Raw genomic sequence first — 21,054 nt, 5'->3', positions numbered from 1 at the left:
TCAGTTCTCGTTGTCGCGGCTCAGCCGGACGTACACGGCGGAGAAGCCGGCGAGCAGGACGAGCAGGCACAGGCCCAGGGCCGCGGCGCCGCCGTACTGGTTGAAGCTGAAGGCGTACTGGTAGATGAGGACGACCACGGTGGTGGTCGAGCCCTCGGGGCCGGCGCCGCCGGTCAGCATGAACGGTTCCACGAAGACCTGCATCGTCGCGATGATCTGCATGAGCAGCATCAGCGAGAGGATCAGCCTGGTCTGCGGGATGGTGACGTGCCAGATCTTGCGCAGCACGCCCGCTCCGTCCAGCTCGGCGGCCTCGTAGAGCTCGCCGGGGACTCCCTGGAGGGCGGCCAGGTAGATCAGGGTCGCGCCGCCCATGTTCATCCAGGTGGAAGCGATGACGACGGAGAGCATCGCGGTATCGGTGGATTGCAGCCAGTCTTGCGCCGGAAGGTGCAGGAATTCCAGGACCCTGTTGAAGATGCCGTAACCGGGGTCGTAGAAGTACTTGAAGAGCAGGATCGAGGCCACCGGCGGCAGCATCACCGGGAGGTAGACGAGCAGCCGCAGGTAGCCCTGTGCGTGGCGGAATTCGTTGAGCACGATCGAGACCGCGAACGGGACGACGAAGCCGAGGACCAGCGCGAGCCCGGTGAAGAGGAGGGTGTTGCGCCAGGCCTGCCAGAAGGCCGGGTCGTTGAAGACGTAGCGGAAATTGTCCCAGCCGACCCAGCGGACGGATCCGCCCCCGGTCTTCTGGAAGGCCAGCAGGAACTCCCGGACCATGGGGTACCAGGAGAAGAAGGAGAAGCAGAGGACGGCGCCGATCAGAAAGCCGTGGGCCGTGACGTTCCGCTTGAACGCCCGGACGAATTCCTCGCGGGAGGTACCGGACAGGGTGGGAGCCGACATCGCCGCTCGCTCCTAGGTGGGTCGTCGTCATCGATACGCGGGGCAGGGGCCGGAGGGCGGAGGGAGGGGCCTGCGGGCGGGTCCGGGCCGGGGAGGCCGCCCGGGCCTCCCCCGGCCGGGCCGCTACTGGTTGGCCAGCACCTGGTTGACCGCCTTCTCGGCTTCCGCGAGGAGCTGCGCCGAGTCCGCGTCCTTGTTCGTCAGGACGCCCGACATCACCTTGTCGAGGACCTTGTAGACCTCCTGGGCCTTCTTCGGCTCGGCCTTCCCGGCCACCGGGTTGTCCAGGAAGGACTTGAAGTTGACGACCGGCATGGTGGCGCTGGCGGCCTTGAGTTCGCCGTCCTTGGCCTTGCTGGCACCGGTGAAGAACGCGGGCTGCGGAAGGCCGACCGGCAGGCCGTCGGTCTTGGAGCGGTCGTACTGGAACTGGCCCTTGCCTACGGTGAGGAACTTGAAGTTCAGCCAGGCGATGCCGGCCTTGACCTGGTCGGGCGAGCTACCCTTCTTGATCATGTAGCCGTTGCCGCCGGCCAGTGTGGCGGCGCCGCCGGGGATGGGGCCCATGCCGAAGTTCTCGTACTTGGCGCCGAGCTGCTGGACCATGTACGTGATGTCGTCGGGCGCGGCCAGGAACATGCCGAGCTTGTCCGAGGCCATCTGCTTCTGCAGGTCGCCCCACTTGAGCAGCTGGGTCTTGCCCATGCTGTCGTCGTCCCAGCGCATGGCGTGGAGGTTGTCGACGATCTGCCTGCCGGTGGGGTTGTTGAAGGCCGCCTTGCCGTCGGCGCCGACGATGTCGCCGCCCATTCCGTACATCGCCGCCGTGTAGTGCCAGCCGCCGGTGTTCTCGACGCTGTAGTCGCCGTAGCCGGCGGTGCCGTTGCCGAGGGCCGCGATCTTCTTGGCCGCCTCGCGGACCTCGTCCCAGGTGCGCGGGGGCTGGTCGGGGTTGAGGCCCGCCTGCTGGAAGAGCTTGCGGTTGATCAGCAGGCCCATCGTGTAGTTGCTGGTGGGCAGGCCGTAGACCTTGCCGTCGCGCTTGAGGATGCTCGTGACGTTCTTGTCGATGTCGTCCAGGGCCGGCACCGACTTGGAGGTCGCGTAGGCCGAGATGTCCTCGGCGCCGTCGTTGTCCAGCACCTGCTGGAGATCGGTGAAGTAGGCGTAGAACACGTCCGGCTGGGACTTGGCCTTGAGCATCGCGGTGAAGCGCGGGGGCTCCAAGCACTGGCCGGGGGTGGAGCGGCCCTCGATCGTGACGTTCGGGTAGGTCTTGTTGAACTCCGCCACGTCCTCCTTCCACTCCTTGAGCTCGGCCGCCTTCGCCGCGGGCGGCATGCAGTCGATGGAGATGGTGACCTTGGTCTTCGGGTCGAGCGGGGCGGAGGCGTCGCTGGAACCGCCGGCGGACGGCTGGTTCTTGCCGGCGTCGCCGCCGCTGCTCGTGCCGCACGCCGCGAGGGCGGTGACGGCGAGCGCCGAGACGAGGGCGGCCGCGGTGGTGCGGCGGATGTCGGTTCTCATCGGTGGTCCCCTTCGAGCATCAAGCAGGAGGCTGGGGGCGAGTGTGGGGCGAGCGCGGCACACTCAACCACCACCCACAGATGAACGCAATATCTCGCGCAGATTTCGCAAGAGTTTGGCAACAGGGCGCCGGACAGGTCGGGCAGAGAACGCAAAACAGGGCTCCGAAACGTCGTCAAGACGTTGCGGAGCCCTGTGCTCAGGCGGTCGAGTACGCGGTGGAGCCGGCCGGAGCCCTACGCGGGACGGCGGCGCGGGACCTGTCCCGTGGAGCCGCGCACCACGAGCTCGGGCTCGAAGAGCAGCTCGCCGGGCTGCACGGCGGCGCCCTGGATCTGCGCGGTGAGCAGTTCCACGGCGGCCCGGCCCATGGCCTCGATGGGCTGGCGGACGGTGGTCAGCGGGGGCTCGGTGCAGTTCATGAACGCCGAGTCGTCGTACCCGACGACGGAGACCTCCCCGGGTACGTCCAGCCCGCGCCGACGGGCCGCCCGGATCGCGCCCAGCGCCAGTGGATCGCTCGCGCAGATGATGCCGGTCACCCCGCGGTCCAGCAGCCGGGAGGTGGCGGCGTGGCCGCCCTCCAGCGAGAACAGCGCCCGCTCCACGTGCTCGGCGGGCAGCTCGGTACCGGCCGCGGCGGCCACCGTCTGGGCGGCCACGAGCTTGCGCAGGGAGGGGATGTGGTCGGGCGGGCCCAGCACCAGACCGATGCGTTCGTGGCCCAGGGAGGCCAGGTGGCGCCAGGCCTGCTCGACCGCGACGGCGTCGTCGCAGGACACGCACGGGAAGCCGAGGTCCTCTATCGAGGCGTTGATGAGCACCACCGGGACCTTGCGGTCGTGCAGCAGCCGGTAGTGCTCGTGCGGGGCGTCGGCCTGCGCGAAGAGCCCGCCGGCGAAGACCACGCCGGACACCTGCTGCTGGAGCAGGAGCTCGACGTAGTCGGCCTCGGACACCCCGCCGGTGGTCTGCGTACAGAGCACCGGGGTCAGTCCCTGCTGGGCCAGCGCGCCACCGATGACCTCGGCGAACGCCGGGAAGATCGGATTCTGGAGCTCCGGCAGGACCAGGCCGACCAGTCGGGCGCGCTCGCCGCGCAGCTGGGTGGGGCGCTCGTAGCCGAGGACGTCGAGGGCCGTGAGCACGGACTGGCGGGTCGCCTCCGAGACGCCCGGCTTGCCGTTGAGCACCCGGCTGACCGTTGCCTCGCTGACCCCCACCTTCTTCGCCACTTGAGCAAGTCGTCGCGTCATGAGCGCAAGAGTAGCGCAAACAATGCAAGTTTCTTGCAGTTGGATTACAGCCAGTTTGGCCCATCGGAATCCGGCGTGGAACCCCCTGCGCCCCAGGGGCTGCGCCAGCGGGACGCGATCGACGCCGACCGGGCGAAATGGGCGGCGGCCTCGGACTCGCGTCCCAGCAGGACGGCGAGTTCGCCCAGGCTGTACGCCACCGGCCGCATCGCCACGGTGAACCCGGACGAGGGCGGCGGGGCGTCCGCGTAGGGCAGCAGGGCCTCGTAGAGCTCCTGCGCGCCCCGCTTCTCTCCGAGGGCCACCAGCGTCATCGCGCGGAAGGTCCCGAAGACCTTGAAGAGGTAGTTCGCGGGAAGCGGCCCCGCCTCGGCCAGGACCTCCCTGGCCCGCGCCGCGTCCCCGGCCTCGGCCAGCGCGACGGCCAGCAGGTCCGCGGCCAGGGGGCCGAACCCCTCGTACACCCGCCGGGCCCAGGCCACGGACTCCCCCAGCCGGCCCCGGCTCGCCCGGAGCGTCGCCGTGGCGATCGCCAGATGCCCGGCGGCGTGTGGTGAACCCTGCCGGGACATGGCCGCGGCCGCCTCCGCGTACATGCGCTCGGCATCCTCGGTACGGCCCTCGATGTGCGCGAGGGTGGCCCGTACGCCCTCGCCGACCACCACGGGTCCGGGCATCCGATAGGCCCTGGCGAACTCCGTGTACTCCCCCACCAGTCGGTGTACGGCGGCCACGTCCCCCGTCGCGGCGGCTGCCGTGGAGCGGATGAAGAGCCCGTACCACCGGTACGCCGGAAGGTCGTGCGCGGTCCCCAGATCCTCCAGTTCGCGCCCCAGCGCGGCCCGCTCGCGCCATGCCAGATCGGCGTCGAGCTCACGCACGAGCGCGGCGAGCGCGGCTGCCCGCAGCACGGGCCGGCCGAGCCCCTCGGCCAGCTCCACTGCCTCACGGGCCGCCGTGCGCACGGCCGGCAGCCGGGCGTCGGAGAGTTCGGTGGCGTACGCGACCAGCAGCCGGCAGCGGGTCGCCGGTTCGAGGTCCGGCCGCGCCAGCAGGCGTTCGAGCAGCGCCACCACCGGCCGGTCGACCGTCCCGTAGGGCCGTGTCTGCCACGGCGTCGGCTCGGTCCAGGCCGTGAAGGCACGGATCAGCAGGTCTTCGCGGCCCGCGCCGACTGCGTGGTCGATGGCCCTGCGGCGGGTCTCGCGCGCGGCCACGACCGCCCCGGCGCGCACCTGCGCCCGTACCAGCCGGCCCAGCAGGTCGGCCCGTTCGGCGTTCCGGTCCGGGCTCCGTCCGGCCTTCCCGTCGCTCGTATCACCCGCATCACCCGCGCCGCTGCCGCTGCCGGCATCCGCCGGGATGCGCTCGAAGCTCTCCAGCGCCTCCGACAGCAGTCCGGCGGCCACGTCGTGCGCGTAGCGCGCCTCGGCCAGTTCGGCCGCCCCCAGGCAGTACCGCACCGCCCGCGCCGCCGTGGCCGAGGAGGCGGCCCGGACGAAGTGGTGGGCCAGCGCGGAGACGTCGTCCGGCCCGAGCCGCTCCAGCACGGCCCCGATCCGGCCGTGCATCCGGGTGGCGCGCAGCCTGCTGAGGTCGGCCAGCAGGGTGTCGCGTACGAGGGCGTGCGCGAACCGGATCCGGCCCGGCCCGGGTTCGACCAGCAGTCCGGCGAGCAGGCCGGCCTCCAGCGCGCCCAGGACCCCGTCCTCGTCGGTGTCCGCGGCCCCGACCAGGACCTCCACTCCCGCCTCCCGCCCGGCGACGGCGGCCAGCCGCAGCACGGCGACCACCGGGTCCGGGAGCCGGCCGAGCCTCCGGCGCAGCACGTCGCGGACCCCTTCGGGTACCTCGGACAGCGCGACCAGGGCGCCTTCGCCGGCCAGCAGCCGGGCGCTCTCCCGGACGTAGAAGGGGTTGCCCCCGGTGCGTTCGGCGAGCGCCGGCACCGTCTCGGGGGCCACGCCCGGCCCGGCCACCGCCCGGACGACCTCGCCCACCGCGGCTTCGCCGAGACCGCGCAGCGCGATCCGGGCCGGGGAGCGGCGGGCCAGCGCGGCGAGGGTGTCGGCGAGCCGGTCGTCCACCTCGTCGGGCCGGTAGGCGCCCACCACCAGGACGGGCGTCCCGGCCGGCAGCTCACCGACGCCCGTGAGCAGCGCGAGCGTCTCGGCGTCCGCCCCGTGCAGATCGTCCAGCACGACGGCGACGGGCCGTTGCCCGGCCGCCGCCCCCAGCCACTCCCACACGGCCCGGTGGAGCCGGAACCGCCCCGCCGCGGCATCCTCCCCAGGCCGGTCTACGCCGGCACCCGCCGGGCCGCCTCCGAGCAGGGGCGCCAGGGCGGCCGACGCCCCGGGGCCGGGTGGGACGGCGGCCGCCACGGTGCGCAGGGCTTCGACCCAGGCCCAGGCGGGCGGTGCGCCCTCGGCTTCGCTGGCCCGGCCGAGCGCGACGAGCCAGCCCTCCCGGCGCAGGCGTTCGCCCAGCCGGTGCAGGAGCGCGGACTTGCCGAGGCCCGCTTCGCCGGTGACCAGCGCGACGGCGGGACCGGCGGCCAGCGCCCGGCCGGAGGCCTCGGCGAGCAGAGCCAGTTCCGCATCGCGGCCCACGAACAGCCCGGCTTCGCCTTCGGGTTCCGCGTCCGGTGGCTGCGCGGCCATCGGCACGACCGCCGGCGCGGCCACCCGCGCGGCCGGTGTCGCGGGCGGCCCGGCGGTGGCCTCCCGCAGCAGCCGGTCGTCCTGGGCCAGGACCGCCTTCTCCAGCTCCACCAGGGCCGCCCCGGGATCCAGTCCGACCTCGTCGGCCAGCACGGTCCGGGCCCGCCGCAGGGCGGCCAGTGCGTCGGCTTGCCGCCCCGCTGCCCACAACGCCAGCGCGTGCAGTCGCCAGGCCTCCTCCCGCAACGGCTCCTCCCGCGTGAGCAGCGCGGCTTCGGCCACCACCCGCGCGGGGTCGGAGCACCGCAGCCCGGCGGCGATGTCCAGTTCGCGGGCGGCCAGCCGGAGTTCGTCCAGCCGCAGGATCTCGGCGTGGGTCCACGGCTCGTCGGCACTCTCCGCGTACGCGGGCCCCTGCCACAGCTCCAGGGCCTCCCGCAGCAGGCCCCTGGCGGCGGCCGGACCGGCGGCCCCGCCAGTGACCGGACCGGCGACCCCGTCGGCTGCCAGCAGCTCACGGGCCTCCCCCAGCAGCCGTTCGAAGCGCCAGGCGTCCACCGCGTCCCCGGGCAGCCGCAGCGCGTATCCCGGGGGCGTGCTCACGAGCAGCCGGGCGGCGGTGCGCGGAGCCCGGCCCGGTTCGAGGAGTCTGCGCAGGTTGGAGACGTACGCCTGAAGCGAGGCCACCGCCCTGGCGGGCGCCGCCCCCTGCCAGAGTTCCTCGATCATCCGGTCGACCGAGACGACCCGGCCCCGCGCCGAGACCAGCAGCGCGAGGACCGAGCGCTGCCGGTGGCCGCCGAGCGGAACGGGCTCCCCGTCGAGCTCGGCGGCGAAGGACCCGAGTACGCGTATGTGCACCATGTGCCGACCAGCGTAATGCGGATCCCCCAACATCCCCTCCCTGAGAGGGAATTCGATCGGTCCGGCAGCCTGTCCGCCGTTCCAAGTCGCTTCCAAGAGCCCTCCATGAACCCGCGGCCAGTCTCGCCCCATGAACACGGAGACGAAGGACGCGGCGCCCGCGGCGAACGAGCTGGTGGCCCTCCAGCGCGGCCTGCGGCGCGAAGCGCGTCTGCTGGTCACCCTGGTCGCCGCGACGGCGCCCGGGGACACCGTCCGGGCCGGGTTGCTGTCCGGCCACTTCCGCGACTACCGCCGCGCCCTGCTCGACTGCCTGGACGCGCAGGCCTCGTCCCTTCGGCCGCTGCTCCTGGCCCGGCTCGACCTCGATGCCGACCTCGTGCTGCGCAGCACCCGGCGCGACGACCGGGTGGCGGCGACGCTCGCGGCGGCCGGGGCGGCGCTGCCCGGCTGGGAGGCCGGGGCGGGCGAGGCCGCCCGTGACGGGCTCACCGCCTTGCTGGCAGAACACCGCGCCGTGTTCGTGGAGCACCTGGCCGAGGAGGCGCGGACGCTGCTCCCGCTCGCCGCCCGGCACCTTTCCCCGTACGAGTGGGACGCGCTGGGCGGACGCCTCCCGGTGGGCCCCGGCCTCGCCCTGGAGGAGGCGGACCGGGCCGAGCGCCGGGCGCTGCTCGCCCGGCTCCCGCTGCCGGCCCGCCTGCACTGGTACGCCGTCGGCCGGGCCCGGTACGCCCGCCGGATGCGGGCCGTCCGCCGGACCCCGCGCCCGAACTGAACCCCTCCCCGCCCCACCCACCACACGCCACGCACCCCACCAGGAGACCGCCGTGAAGCTGAAGCACCTCACCACCGCCCTGGCCGCCCTCGGAGGCGCGTTCATCCTCTACGTCGGCCTCGGCTACCTGATCGCCCCGCAGGCCATGGCCGCCGACTTCGGCGTCCCGACCTGGCCCCGGAACGAGGGCGCGGCCTTCCTGGCGGTCAAGGGCGTACGGGACATCGCGACGGGCCTGGTCATCCTGGCCCTCCTGCTGACCGGGCACAGGCGGGCGCTGGGCTGGGCCACGGCGGCGATCGCCTTCGTGCCGCTCGGCGACGCGGTGATCGTGCTGAACACCGGAGGACCCGCCGCCACCGCGCTCGGGGTCCACGGTTCGACGGCCGCCGCCGTCCTGCTGACCGCCGTCCTGCTGCTCCGCGAACGTCCCGCCGCCGCCTGACCCCCTTACCTCCGTACTGCGTACCCCGTACCCCGTACCCCGTACCCCGTACCCCCGACCCGAACTGCCAGGGAGAAGACCCGATGTCCCTCATCGTCCCGAACTTCGACGACTCCGTGATCGTCCGCTCCGCCGACGCCGAGACCATCGGAGGCGGACCGACCACCGTCCGGCTCCTCGCCGACAGCGGCTCCACCGGCGGCGCCCTGTCCACGCAGCGCGTGACCCTCCTGGACGGCGCGAACGGCGCCGCGCCCCACCACCACTCCCGGTCCGCCGAGTTGTTCTACCTCCTCGACGGCACCGCCCAGCTCCTCTCGGGCGACCGGGTGGTGACCGCCGGGCGCGGCGACCTCGTGGTCGTCCCTCCCGGCCTCGACCACGCCTTCGCCGCCGCGCCGGGGGAGAACGCCGACATCCTCATCGTGATCACGCCAGGCGTCGAGCGGTTCGAGTACTTCCGCCACCTGGAGCGCATCGCCTACGGGAAGGTGCCGCCCGAGTCGCTGCTGGACGTACAGGAGCTCTACGACACGTACTTCGCCTCCAGCGAGCCGTGGACCGCGGCCCGCACGTGAAGCGGCGGGGCGCCCCCGAGGGGTGCCCCGCCGCTCTGCCGATCCGCGCATCCGCCGGTTCGCTACCCGACTACGGCAGCTGGTTGATCTTGAACGTCGAGGTCGTGTTGCGGACGTCCACGGCGTTGTCGTTCAGCTTCAGGTTCTGGATGGTGACCTCACCCACCGCCGGGCCCTGTCCCGCCTCGGGCATCTCGTTCGCCCAGAGGCCGAAGCCGGACTTGGCGTCGAAGGCGTCGCCGCTCTTCTTGGCCCCGGTGATGGTGATGTCCTTCAGGACGGTGTCCTTGATGGGATTGACCGGCTGCCCGCCTACGTACTGCGTCTGGAACATGATTCCGCTGTACGTCGGATCGATGATGTCGACGTTGTTGATCCGGATTCCCTGGAACACCTTGGAAGCCGAGAAGATCCAGATTCCGGGGAAGGTCTGCGCACCCCAGAAGTGGCCGCCGGACCGGACGATCGAGATGTTCTCGAAGGTCGTCGGGTCGGTCCCGAATCCGTTCATCGGATAACCGAAGTCCAGCGAGCTGATGGTGATGCCCGAGTAGACGAGGGTGTCGGCGATGTAGACGTTGCGGAAGGTGTTGTTGAAGCCGCCGTAGACGGCGACCCCGGCCGCACGCCAGGTCAGGATCGTGGTCAGGTTCTCGTAGACGTTGTTCTTCATGTCCGCGCCGCCCGCGTCGATCGCGGAGAACAGCGCGAAGCTGTCGTCACCCGTGGAGCGCGCCTCGTTGTTGGTCACGAGGTTGTCCGTGCTGCCGTTGGTCATGTTGATGCCGTCGGCGAAGGTGTCGCGGATCCGCGAGTTCTTGATGGTGATCCGGTCGGTGTTGGCACCCCAGTACAGGCACACCGTGTGCTCGTTCCAGACGTTGTCGATGGTCATGTCGGTGACATTGGAGAAGTCGAAGACCTTGCCCGGACCGTCGATGCGCGAGGTGTAGTTGCCGAAGTAGGCGAAGCCGGAGAAGGAGGATCCCTTCGCGGTGCCCTCCGCGCGCCAGCCGATGTCGGTGTTGTCCTGCGAGGCCGGGGCGTGGAAGCGGGTGAACCACGGTCCGGCGCCGACGACCTGCACGGCCTTGCCGTACACCTGGAACTTGCTCGCCGTCTCGTACTCCCCCGGCGGCAGGTAGACGCCCACGAGCTTGCCGGTGGTGTCCATGCGGACCTTGTCCAGGGCGTTCTGCACGTCCTGGTGGGTGAATCCGGCGGGCACGGTGTACGTCGCCGGGTCGGGGTTGGGGACGACGGTGGCCTGCTCCAGGCTCACGAAGTCGATCGCGTAGGTGGAGGTGTTGGCCGCGTCCTTCTGGAGGCGGATCTTGCTGCCCGCCGGGACGGTCTCGCCGAGGAGGATGTTGGCCTCGTCGTAGATGTGCCGCGGGGCGCCCCCGCTCGGGGAGTTGCCCGGACCGGCCTCGGCCCCGTAGAGCCAGGAGTACTTCGAGGTCAGCGGCATCGCCTTCTTCAGGACGCCGTTGACGTAGACGTCGATGGTGGAGTCGATGCCGCCGCCGCCCGGGGCGTCCGGGATGGAGAAGCGGGTGACCAGGGTGTTGGTGGCGGCCCGGGTGGTGAACTCCACGTACTCGCCGGTCGCGTCCAGGCTGACGGCCTTGCGGCCCGAGGCCTCGCCGGCGATGTCACCGATGGTGCGGTTGGGGCCGACGACACTGGCGCCGCCGCCGACCGCGCCGTCCTCCGCCTCGTAGGTGTCGAAGGGCATGTTCGCCCCGCGGCCGACGAAGAAGGGCTTGGTGGAGGTGTTGTTGCCGCGCTTGACCGGCAGTTCGTTGGCGTCGTCGGCGAGGACCACCTTGACGGTGTACTTGCCGTTGGCCGCCGTCCAGTTGCCGAGCGCCATCGGGGCCGAGGAGGCACCGGCCGCGAGCGCGCCGGAGAAGGAGCCCGTCAGGGTGCGGACGGTGGCGCCGGCCGCGTCCTGGAGGGTGAGGGTGACGTTGTGCGTGCCCGTGGCGGCGGCCACGGTGCCCTGGTTCTTGACGGTGACGGAGAAGTCCACCGGCTGGCCGGCGGAGGGGGCGCTCGGCGACCAGCTGATGGCTTGGGCCACCAGGTCGGAGCTGTCGACCGGCCGGATCACCAGCGGGGCGGCGGTGAAGGTGTTGTTGGTGTCGTTCTGCTCGATGACCGTGTTCGCCTCGTCGACGATCGCGCTCAGCGGGTACGAGCCGGCGTCGCGCGGGCCGATCCCGGCGGTGACGGTGGCCGCGGCGCCGGCGGCCAGCGCGGGCACGTTGGCGGTGGCGATCTTCGAGCCGCCGAGCTGGAAGGAGACGGCGGTGGCGCCGGCCGGGGCCGGGCCGGTGTTCTTGACGGTGGCGGACAGGGTGACGGAGTCCGATTCGACGGGGGCCGCCGGGATGGCGCTCAGCTCGGTGATCTGGAGGTCCGGGTTGGGCGCCGGGACGCCGATGACCTGGAACTCGGCGATCTGGCCGTTGCCCGCGCCGGTGTTGGAGGTGAAGCGCAGCTGCACGTCCGCGACCCGGGCGTTCACCGGGATGGTGACGGTGTTGGATCCGGCGGCCGGATTGAAGACGTAGTCCTTGGCGGCGACCAGGCTCGTGACGCCTGAGGCGCTCTGCTCGCGGCCGAGGACCTGGATGTTCTGGGTACGGGTGCCCCAGCTGCTGTCCGGGTTGAGCTTGAGGACCAGGCGGTCCACGTCGGCGTTGGCGCCGAGCTTGACCGTCAGGGTGCTCGGGTAGGCCCCGCCCGCGCCCTCCCAGTAGGTGGAGGTGCTGTTGTCGTTGGCGTTCTCCGCGACGAAGGTGTTGATCACGGAGGAGCCCTCGACGGGCTTGCCGACGGCCAGGTTGGAGCCGCCGCCTCCGCTGCCGTTGCGGGTCACGGAGTTGCTGTCGCCGGAGCGGTTGCCCGCCGCGTCCTTGGCACGGACGAAGTAGCTCACGGTGGCGGTGGCCGGCTGGGTGTCGGTGTACGTGGTGACGTTGCCCGCGACCGTGGTGAGCAGCGCGTTGTTGGCGAAGACCTCGTAGCCGGTGACGCCGGTGTTGTCGGTGGAGGCCTGCCAGGCCAGCTTGATCTGGCCGGAGGCGGGCTCGGTGAAGGACAGGGAGCCCGGGGTGGTCGGGGCCTGGGTGTCACCGGTGTCCCCGGCGCGGGTGACGCTGTTGCTGTTCGCCGACTGGTTGCCGGCCGCGTCCTTGGCGCGGACGTAGTACGTCACGCTCGCCGAGGCGGGCTGGGTGTCGGTGTAGCTGGTGACGTCTCCGGCGACGCTGGTGCGCAGCTGGTTGTTGGCGTAGACGTCGTAGCCGGTGACTCCGGTGTTGTCGGTGGCGGCGTTCCAGGTGAGCTTGATCTGGCCGGTGGCGGGCTCGGTGTAGGCGAGCCCGGCCGGGGCGGTCGGGGCCTGGGTGTCACCGGTGGTCGGGCCGTAGATCTCCAGCTCGGAGAGCTGCCCGCCGGGCTGTACGGAGTTGAGCGATATCCATACGCGTACGTAGCGGGTGGTGGTGGCGTCGAAGGTGATGGTCACGGCGTTGCCGCTGGCAGCGTTGAAGTCGTACGCCTTCGACGCGGTCAGGTCGGTGTAGTCCGTGCCGTTGGCGCTGCCCTGGATCTTGAGCGTCTGGCTGCGGGCGCCCCAGTTCTCGGGCAGCTTCAGGACCACGCGGTCCACGCGGACGGAGGAGCCGAGGTCGGCCTGGAGCCACTGGGGCATGGCGTTGTTGACGCTCTCCCAGTAGCTGGCCGTGTTCCCGTCGTTGGCGTTGCCGGGGACGTAGACCTGGGTGCTGCTGCTCGCGGTGAGCGTCTTGCCGAGCGCCAGGTTGGTGCCGGATTCGCCGGGGGCGTGGACTTCGAGCTCGGAGAGCTGGGCGGCCGGCCAGCCGGTGTTGGCGGTGATGTCGATCCGGACGTACCGGGTCTGGGTGGCGGGGAAGGCGATGGTGACCACGTTCCCGCTGCCCTGCCCGAAGGTGTACGTGGCCGAGCCGGCCAGGGTGCTGAAGCTGGTGCCGTCCGCGCTGCCCTGGACGGACAGGGTCTGGTTGCGGCTTTCCCAGGCGGCGGGGAGCTTGAGCACCACCTGGTCCACGCGGGTGGTGGCTCCGAGGTCGGTCTGCACCCACTGCGGGAAGGTGCTGCCGGCGCTCTCCCAGTACGAGGACTGGTTGCCGTCGGTGACGTTGGCGGCGGCGTAGCCGCCGTTGGTGCTGCTCGCCGTGGCGGGGCGGCCCGCCGAGATGCTCGGTCCACCGGCGGCCACGGCGGTGAGAGCGGGCCAGCCCAGCATCAGCAGGGCCGTGCTGATCAGGGCGGCCAGGGTCCGCCATCTCCAGTTGTGCATTCTCATACGTCCTCGTCCCTCGACATGAACTTTCTGAACCACGGGAGATAGGAATTTGCGATGTTCGGTGCGAGAGTTGCAGAGCTTTGCTGAGTCGTCTACCGCTCTGACCGCACTTTTATGTCGCCATCGCTTGCGCAAGCTGGGCGCAAATCACGCAAGCCATTTGCGTGCATGATGGAAATTCCGCTTACGGCCGAAGCGCCCTACGGTTCCTACTCATGCGGTTCCTCCAGATGAGCGCTCGGCGCCTCGGGCTGCCCAGACGGGCCGTCTCCCAGATCCTGCTGACCCAGCTGGCCATCGCCGCCGGGGTCCTCGCCCTGGCCACCGGCCTGTTCCTGGCCCCGCTGAGCGCGCAGCTCGACGACCAGGCCATGCGCCGCGCGCTGGCCATCGCCCAGAGCGCCGCGGCCGACCCTTCGCTCGCCGCCGACGTCCTCGGCTCGGGCCCCTCGCCCGACGGCCCGGTCCAGGCCTCGGCAGAACGGATCCGCAGCGCCACGGGCGCCGAGTACGTGGTCGTCATCGACCTGAACGGGATCCGCCGCTCACACCCGAGCCCCGACCGGATCGGGCATCCCGTCTCCACCGACCCCGGCGACGCCCTGGCGGGCCGCGAGGTCATGGAGATCGACGAGGGCACCCTGGGCCGCTCCGCGCGCGGCAAGGTCCCGCTGCTCGCCGCCGACGGCGAGATCGTCGGAGCCGTCTCCGTCGGAATCGACTACTCGGGCGTCCGCGACCGCCTGCTCGGCGCCGTCCCTGGGCTGCTCGCGTACGCGGGCGGCGCCCTGGCCGCCGGTGCGCTCGCCGCCTACCTGCTCTCCCGCCGGATCCAGCGGCAGACCCGCGATCTGGCCTTCTCCGACATCGCGGGCCTGCTCGCCGAGCGCGAAGCCATGCTGCACTCCATCCGCGAAGGGGTGATCGCCCTCGACCGGGACGGCCGGGTCCGGCTCGTCAACGACGAGGCCGCACGGCTGCTGGGCCTCACCCCCGACGCGGCCGGGGCCGTCGCGGGGCGCGCGCTGGACGAGGTACTCGGCGCGGGCCGCACCACCGACGTCCTCGCCGGCCGCGTCACCGGCCGCGACCTGCTGACGGTCCAGGGCCCCCGGGTGCTCGTCGCCAACCGGATGCCCACCGAGGACGGCGGAGCCGTGGCCACCCTGCGCGACCGCACGGAGCTGGAGAACCTCGGCCGCGAGCTCGACTCCACCAAGGGCCTGATCGACGCCCTGCGCGCGCAGGACCACGAGCACGCCAACCGCCTCCACACCCTCCTCGGACTGCTGGAGCTGGGCCTGTACGAGGAGGCGGTGGAGTTCGTGACGGAGGTCGTCGGCGTGCACCGCAGCACCGCCGAACAGGTCACCGAGAAGGTCCACGACCCGCTGCTCGCCGCCCTGCTGGTCGGCAAGGCCACGGTCGCGGCCGAACGCGGCGTCCCCCTGCGCCTGGCCGACTCCGCCCTGCTGCCCGACCGTCTCGTCGACCCGGGAGGGCTGGTCACCATCCTCGGCAACCTGGTCGACAACGCCCTCGACGCGGCGGTCGGCTCACGGGCGCCGCTGGTCGAGGTCGACATCCGCGCGCGGGGCCGCACGGCGGTCCTGCTGGTCCGCGACAGCGGCCCCGGCGTCCCGGTGGCGTGCCGCGAGGAGATCTTCACCGAGGGCTGGTCGACCAAGCAGCCCCAGGCCCACCGTGAGCGCGGGCTCGGTCTCGCGCTGGTGCGGCGCCTGGCGGAGCGACAGGGCGGCACGGTCCGGGCCGGCGAGACAGCGGACGGAGGGGCGGAGTTCTCCGTCGTACTCCCGGAGGCCCTGCGATGAGCGGGTCTGCGGTCATTTCCGTATTGGTCGTCGACGACGACATGCGGGTCGCCCGGATCAACGCGGCGTACGTGGCCAAGGTTCCCGGCTTCCGCGTGTCGGCACAGGCCCACTCGGCGGCCGAGGCGCTCGCGTTCCTCGACACCCACCCCGTGGACCTGATCCTGCTGGACCACTACCTCCCCGACGAGAACGGCCTCGACCTGGTCCGGCGGCTGCGCGAACGCGGCCACCACGCCGACGTGATCATGGTGACGGCCGCCCGCGACCTCGTCACCGTCCAGGCCGCGATGCGCCTCGGCGCCCTCCAGTACCTGGTCAAACCCTTCACCTTCGCGGGCCTGCGCACCCGCCTGGAAGCCTACGGAGCCCTGCGCCGCACCCTGGACACCGGCGGCGAGGCCGAACAGGCCGAGGTCGACCGGATCTTCGGCGCCCTCGCCGCGGCCGGCGCCCCCAACGACCTGCCCAAGGGCCACTCCACGACCACGGCCGACCTGGTCCGCCAGGTCCTGCGCGCCGCCGAGGGCCCGCTCTCCACCCAGCAGATCGCCGACCGCGCGGGCATCAGCCGCCAGACCGCACAGCGCTACCTCAAGCTCCTCGACCGCACGGGCCGCGTCACCCTGGCCCTGCGCTACGGCGAGACGGGCCGCCCGGAACACCGCTACGCCTGGCGCCCGGCGGACCCCGGCGGCGCGCACTGACCCGGCCGGTCCGGTGACGGCCCGGCCGGGCGGTCACACCGCTCCGGCTCCCGTCAGCGACCTGACCTCGGTCTCCGCGTGGCGCCGCTCGTCCGCTTCCTCCGCGGAGGTCACCGTGCCCAGCCAGCCCGCCAGGAAGCCCAGCGGGATGGACACGATGCCCGGGTTCTGGAGCGGGAAGTACTGGAAGTCGACGCCCGGGAACAGGGATTCCGGGCTGCCGGAGACCACCGGCGACAGCACCACCAGCAGAACCGCCGGGAGGAGGCCCCCGTACACCGACCAGACGGCGCCCCGCGTGGTGAAGCCGCGCCAGAACAGCGAGTACAGCAGCACCGGCAGGTTCGCCGAGGCCGCCACCGCGAAGGCCAGCCCCACCAGGAACGCCACGTTCAGGTCCTGCGCGAGCAGCCCCAGCGCGATCGCCACCGCCCCGATCCCGACGGCCGCCGCCCGGGCCACCGCCACCTCGCTGCGCTGCCGGGCGTGGCGGCGCTTGAGCGAGGCGTACAGGTCGTGCGCGACCGAGGCCGACGAGGCCAGGGTGATCCCCGCGACCACCGCGAGGATGGTGGCGAAGGCGATGGCCGCCACGAACGCGAACAGCACCGCGCCGCCGGTGGACTCGGCGCCGCCCCCGAGGAAGGCCGCCAGCAGCGGAACCGCCGTGTTCCCCGAAGCGTTGGACGCTTTGACCTGCTCCGGCCCGAGCAGGGCCGCCGCCCCGAAGCCCAGCACGATCGTCATCAGGTAGAAGCCGCCGATCAGCGCGATCGCCCACACCACCGACCGGCGTGCCGCCCGCGCCGTCGGCACGGTGTAGAAGCGCGACAGGATGTGCGGCAGCCCCGCCGTGCCGAGGACCAGCGCGAGTCCCAGGCTCATGAAGTCGACGCGGGCCGTCCAGCCGCCGCCGTACTTCAGCCCGGGGCCCAGGAACCGGGCCCCGTGCCCGCTGCGCTCGGCGGCGCTGCTGAGCAGCTGGTCGAAGTTCCCGTGGAAGCGCAGCAGCACCATCACCGTCAGGGTGATCGCCCCGCCCATGAGCAGCACGGCCTTGACGATCTGGATCCAGGTGGTGGCCCGCATGCCGCCGAAGGACACGTAGATCACCATGAGGGCGCCGACCCCGATCACGGTCAGCGTCCGCGCGGCCCGGCCCGAATCGGCGAGCAGCAGGCCCACCAGGCTGCCCGCTCCGACCATCTGCGCGACGAGGTACAGCACCGAGACCACGACCGACGAGGTCCCGGCGGCGATCCGCACCGGCCGCTCGCTCATGCGCGCGGCGACCACGTCGGCGAGGGTGAAGCGGCCGCAGTTGCGGACGAGTTCGGCGACGAGGAACAGCACGACCAGCCAGGCGACGAGGAAGCCCACGGAGTACATCAGGCCGTCGTACCCGAAGAGCGCGATCAGGCCGGAGATGCCGAGGAAGGAAGCGGCGGACATGTAGTCGCCCGCGATGGCGAAACCGTTCTCCAGCGGGGAGAAGAGCCGCCCGCCCGCATAGAACTCCTCCGCGGAGCCGTGCCGGTTGCGGCTGACCCACGTGGTGATGCCGAGGGTGACGGCGATGAAGACGCTGAACAGGATCAGTGCCAGGGTCTGGTGCTCGCTGGTCACCGGCCCGCCCCCCGGGTCCGGGTGCGTTCCTTGGCGTCCGCCCGGCGGACCTGCTCCTGCTCGAAGACCGTCCAGCGCAGGTCCAGGGCCGCGCGGTCGCGCCGCAGCCGCGCGTGCCGGGCGTAGGCCCAGGTGAGCAGGAAGGTGCTGAGGAACTGGCCGAGGCCCGCCAGCAGGGCCACGTTGACGGAGCCGACCACGGGCCGGGCCATCATGCCGGGCGCCGTGGTGGCCGCGACCACGTAGGCGACGTACCAGAGGAAGAAGCCGGCGGTCGCGGGGACGACGAACCTCCGGTAGCGGCCGCGCACCTCCTGGAAGGCGGCGCTGCGCTGCACTTCGAGGTAGATGTCGGATGCGCCGGGCGCGTGCGGGCCACCGGCGGCGAACCGCGGCGGTGACGTTTCCGCGCCTTGACCGGCTTCCCCGCCGGCACCCGCGCCTTCGCCGGCACCCGCGCCCTCGCCCCACCCGACGGCCAGCGCGTCGTACCAGGGGTCGTCCAGCCGGATCGTTCCGGCATCACGACCTTCGTGCTTGTCCACCGAACTCTCCTTGTCCGCGTCCGCATTGGCCGCGTGCCCACAAGGATGTGCGGGAGGGATGGTTTCCGGACTGGTGTCCCGGTGCTCTTCACTCCATCAGGTGATGGAGCGAAGAGCACCGGTGTGCCAGTGCGCCGGTGGTGCCCGCCGCTGTCAGGCGTCGATCCGCGAGCGGTCCAGGGTGGCGGCGGAGCTGGTGATGAACTCCTTGCGCGGGGCCACCTCATTGCCCATGAGCAGGTCGAAGACCGACTCGGCCGAGTCCAGGTCTCCGATGTTGATCCGGCGCAGGGTACGGAACCGGGGGTCCATCGTGGTCTCCGCCAGCTGGTCCGCGTCCATCTCGCCGAGGCCCTTGTAGCGCTGGATCGTGTCCTTGAACCGGATGTTCTTGCGCTGGTACTCCAACAGGGTCTGGCGCAGCTCGTTGTCCGAGTACGTGTAGACGTACTTGTCCTGGCCCTTCTTCGGCTGGACGAGCTCGATCCGGTGCAGCGGCGGCACGGCGGCGAAGACCCGGCCCGCCTCCACCATCGGGCGCATGTACCGCTGGAAGAGCGTGAGCAGCAGGCAGCGGATGTGCGCGCCGTCCACATCGGCGTCCACGAGCAGGACGATCTTCCCGTACCGGGCGGCGTCGATGTCGAAGGTCCGGCCCGAGCCGGCTCCTATGACCTGGATGATCGCCCCGCACTCGGCGTTCTTGAGCATGTCCGAGACGGACGACTTCTGGACGTTGAGGATCTTGCCGCGGATGGGCAGCAGGGCCTGGAACTCCGAATTCCGCGCAAGCTTGGCGGTGCCGAGCGCGGAGTCCCCCTCGACGATGAAGAGCTCGCTGCGCTCCACGTCGTCGCTGCGGCAGTCGGCCAGCTTGGCGGGGAGCGAGGAGGACTCCAGCGCGGTCTTGCGGCGCTGCGCCTCCTTGTGCTGACGGGCGGCGATCCGGGTCCGGGCGGCCGCGACGATCTTCTCCATCACGGCGCGGGCCTGCTGCTTGTCGTCCCGCTTGGTGGAGGTCAGGAAGGCCTTGAGCTCCTTGGCGACCACGGCGGCGACGATCCGGGTGGCCGCCGAGGTGCCGAGCACCTCCTTGGTCTGGCCCTCGAACTGCGGCTCGGCGAGGCGGACGGTGACCACCGCCGTCATGCCCTCCAGCGCGTCGTCCTTGACCACGTCGTCCTCGGCCACGCGCAGGAGCTTCGCCGAGCGCAGCACCTCGTTCACGGTCTTGGTGACCGAACGCTCGAAGCCGGAGATGTGGGTGCCGCCCTTGGGGGTGGCGATGATGTTCACGAACGACTTGACGTTCGTCTCGTACCCCGTGCCCCAGCGCAGCGCGATGTCCACGCCGAGCTCGCGGGTGACCTCGGTGGGGGTCATGTGGCCCCGCTCGTCGAGGACCGGGACGGTCTCCTTGAAGGTTCCCGTGCCGGTCAGGCGCTGTACGTCGCAGGCCGCCTTGTCCTGGGCGAGGTACTCGCAGAACTCGCTGATGCCCCCGTCGAAGCGGAAGGTCTCCTCGGTCTTGCCGGCCCCTTCGAGGGCGCGCTCGTCGCGCACCACGATGGTCAGGCCCGGGACGAGGAAGGCCGTCTGGCGGGCGCGCTGGTACAGCGTGTCCAGCGTGAGCTTGGCGTCCTTGAGGAAGATCTGCCGGTCGGCCCAGTACCGGATGCGGGTGCCGGTCCGGCCCTTGGTGACCCGCTTGCCCTTGCGGAGCCCGTTGTCGGGGTCGAAGGGGCTGTCCGGGCCCTGCTCCGTGAACATCCCGGGGACGCCGCGGCGGAAGCTGATGGCGTGCGTGGCGCCGTTGCGGTCGACCTCGACGTCCAGACGGGCGGAGAGGGCGTTGACGACGGACGCGCCGACGCCGTGCAGGCCGCCGGAGGCCGCGTACGACCCGCCGCCGAACTTGCCGCCGGCGTGCAGCTTGGTCATGACGACCTCGACACCGGAGAGGCCGGTCTTGGGCTCGATGTCCACGGGGATGCCGCGGCCGTTGTCCCGGACCTCCACGGAGGAGTCCTCGTGGAGGATCACCTCGATGTGGTCGCAGTACCCGCCCAGGGCCTCGTCGACGGAATTGTCGATGATCTCCCACAGGCAGTGCATGAGGCCCCGGCTGTCGGTGGACCCGATATACATGCCGGGGCGCTTGCGGACGGCCTCCAGTCCTTCGAGGACGAGCAGGTGCCGCGCGGTGTAGTTGGAGCCGTCCCGGTCTGCTCCGGTCAGCAGTGCGCTGGAAGGCACGGACGTGTCGGCGGTCACGCAGTTCGCTCCTCGCTGAATTTCTTTTCTGGCCCGGTCGGGCTCAGTGGTGGCTCGGCTGCCGCTGGAAGGGTACCGAGGCCTGGTAGAGCCGATGCAACGCCACCCCAGCCTCGTCGTCACCCTAGTGCAGATCCGCACGCGTGTTCGATCCCCCGTGGGAGTGAAGCAAACATCACGTTCCCTTCCACGCATGAACCATTTAGTGTTCGGGCACGTCCTCATGAACAACCGGCACCCAGCCGGAGAGGGCAGAACTGCGACAAGCGAACGACCTGACAACGCGAAACCGTAAAGCAACGCAATACGGCTCCTTCGCCGCCAACCGGCAACAGCCGGCCAGCTTCGGAAGGAAGTTTCGAGGAAAAGCCGCGAGCGGGAACGTTTTCGGCCTGGTTGGATGTTGACCCTGGTACGACAGCTCGTCGAGCTAGAGAAGAGGCGACGTGACTACTGTTCTGACACCCGCGACCCCGCTGACGGCCGCTGACCGATGCGACCGTTGTGGCGCCCAGGCATATCTGCGCGTCGTCCTGCTGAGCGGCGGTGAACTGCTCTTCTGCGCCCACCACGGGCGCAAGTTCGAGCCGGAACTCAAGAAGATCGCCGCGGAAATACAGGATGAGACCGAGCGGCTCACGTCCGCTCCGTCGGCGAATGCAGCCGACCCCGAGGACCGCTGACACAAGG

The 21,054-nt window shown here is 71.3% G+C and carries 14 protein-coding genes; 6 read left to right on the top strand and 8 right to left on the bottom strand.

Annotated features, from left to right (window positions below; genetic code table 11):
- The 4 genes from ACFXDJ_RS13730 to ACFXDJ_RS13715 form a co-directional block, all read right to left on the bottom strand.
- A complete protein-coding gene (locus tag ACFXDJ_RS13730; protein ID WP_384653363.1) occupies positions 1 to 909 on the bottom strand; it encodes a carbohydrate ABC transporter permease in 909 nt (302 codons plus the stop codon).
- Positions 910 to 1,032: 123 nt separating this feature from the next.
- Positions 1,033 to 2,436 (bottom strand): ABC transporter substrate-binding protein, encoded by a 1,404-nt coding sequence (locus tag ACFXDJ_RS13725; protein WP_384653365.1) that lies wholly within the window; start codon positions 2,434 to 2,436, stop codon positions 1,033 to 1,035.
- A gap of 236 nt (positions 2,437 to 2,672) precedes the next feature.
- Positions 2,673 to 3,692, bottom strand: a complete 1,020-nt coding sequence (locus tag ACFXDJ_RS13720; RefSeq protein WP_384653367.1) for a LacI family DNA-binding transcriptional regulator — start codon at positions 3,690 to 3,692, stop codon at positions 2,673 to 2,675.
- Positions 3,693 to 3,736: 44 nt separating this feature from the next.
- On the bottom strand, positions 3,737 to 7,219 hold the full coding sequence (locus tag ACFXDJ_RS13715; protein WP_384653369.1) for a BTAD domain-containing putative transcriptional regulator: 3,483 nt from the start codon (positions 7,217 to 7,219) through the stop codon (positions 3,737 to 3,739).
- Positions 7,220 to 7,349: 130 nt separating this feature from the next.
- On the opposite strand from ACFXDJ_RS13715, the gene ACFXDJ_RS13710 reads away from it, so the two are divergent.
- The 3 genes from ACFXDJ_RS13710 (at position 7,350) to ACFXDJ_RS13700 (ending at position 9,020) form a co-directional block, all read left to right on the top strand.
- Positions 7,350 to 7,997: a hemerythrin domain-containing protein gene (locus ACFXDJ_RS13710; protein WP_384653371.1), complete on the top strand. Its 648-nt coding sequence runs from the start codon at positions 7,350 to 7,352 to the stop codon at positions 7,995 to 7,997.
- 52 nt (positions 7,998 to 8,049) lie between these two features.
- On the top strand, positions 8,050 to 8,442 hold the full coding sequence (locus tag ACFXDJ_RS13705; RefSeq protein ID WP_384653372.1) for a DUF4267 domain-containing protein: 393 nt from the start codon (positions 8,050 to 8,052) through the stop codon (positions 8,440 to 8,442).
- Between the two features lie 83 nt (positions 8,443 to 8,525).
- On the top strand, positions 8,526 to 9,020 hold the full coding sequence (locus ACFXDJ_RS13700) for a cupin domain-containing protein (protein ID WP_384653374.1): 495 nt from the start codon (positions 8,526 to 8,528) through the stop codon (positions 9,018 to 9,020).
- A gap of 70 nt (positions 9,021 to 9,090) precedes the next feature.
- Here the strand turns inward: ACFXDJ_RS13700 and ACFXDJ_RS13695 are convergent, their stop codons facing one another.
- The gene (locus tag ACFXDJ_RS13695) at positions 9,091 to 13,380 is read right to left on the bottom strand and encodes a discoidin domain-containing protein (RefSeq protein ID WP_384653376.1); all 4,290 of its coding nucleotides are present in this window, start codon (positions 13,378 to 13,380) and stop codon (positions 9,091 to 9,093) included.
- A gap of 215 nt (positions 13,381 to 13,595) precedes the next feature.
- On the opposite strand from ACFXDJ_RS13695, the gene ACFXDJ_RS13690 reads away from it, so the two are divergent.
- On the top strand, positions 13,596 to 15,212 hold the full coding sequence (locus tag ACFXDJ_RS13690) for an ATP-binding protein (RefSeq protein WP_384653378.1): 1,617 nt from the start codon (positions 13,596 to 13,598) through the stop codon (positions 15,210 to 15,212).
- Positions 15,209 to 15,919 (top strand): response regulator, encoded by a 711-nt coding sequence (locus ACFXDJ_RS13685; protein WP_384653380.1) that lies wholly within the window; start codon positions 15,209 to 15,211, stop codon positions 15,917 to 15,919. The genes ACFXDJ_RS13690 and ACFXDJ_RS13685 overlap by 4 nt, the downstream gene beginning before the upstream one ends.
- A gap of 33 nt (positions 15,920 to 15,952) precedes the next feature.
- Here ACFXDJ_RS13685 and ACFXDJ_RS13680 read toward each other — a convergent pair whose 3' ends face one another.
- From ACFXDJ_RS13680 to ACFXDJ_RS13670, 3 genes are all read right to left on the bottom strand, one after another.
- Positions 15,953 to 17,545 carry a cation acetate symporter gene (locus ACFXDJ_RS13680; RefSeq protein ID WP_384653382.1) on the bottom strand — a complete coding sequence of 531 codons (1,593 nt, stop codon included), beginning with the start codon at positions 17,543 to 17,545 and terminating at the stop codon, positions 15,953 to 15,955.
- A complete protein-coding gene (locus ACFXDJ_RS13675; RefSeq protein ID WP_384653384.1) occupies positions 17,542 to 18,090 on the bottom strand; it encodes a DUF485 domain-containing protein in 549 nt (182 codons plus the stop codon). The genes ACFXDJ_RS13680 and ACFXDJ_RS13675 overlap by 4 nt, the downstream gene beginning before the upstream one ends.
- Positions 18,091 to 18,243: 153 nt before the next feature.
- Entirely contained in the window at positions 18,244 to 20,364 is a 2,121-nt protein-coding gene (locus ACFXDJ_RS13670) for a type IIA DNA topoisomerase subunit B (RefSeq protein ID WP_384653386.1), read from the bottom strand.
- A 446-nt stretch (positions 20,365 to 20,810) separates the two neighbouring features.
- Between ACFXDJ_RS13670 and ACFXDJ_RS13665 the strand changes: the two genes are divergently transcribed.
- Entirely contained in the window at positions 20,811 to 21,047 is a 237-nt protein-coding gene (locus tag ACFXDJ_RS13665) for a hypothetical protein (protein ID WP_384653388.1), read from the top strand.
- Positions 21,048 to 21,054 lie beyond the last annotated feature (7 nt).

The sequence above is a fragment of the Streptomyces sp. NPDC059443 genome (assembly GCF_042750105.1).
GTDB lineage: Bacteria > Actinomycetota > Actinomycetes > Streptomycetales > Streptomycetaceae > Streptomyces.
Note: the sequence above shows the minus strand (reverse complement) of the source record. Positions and strands in the feature narration are given on the sequence as shown.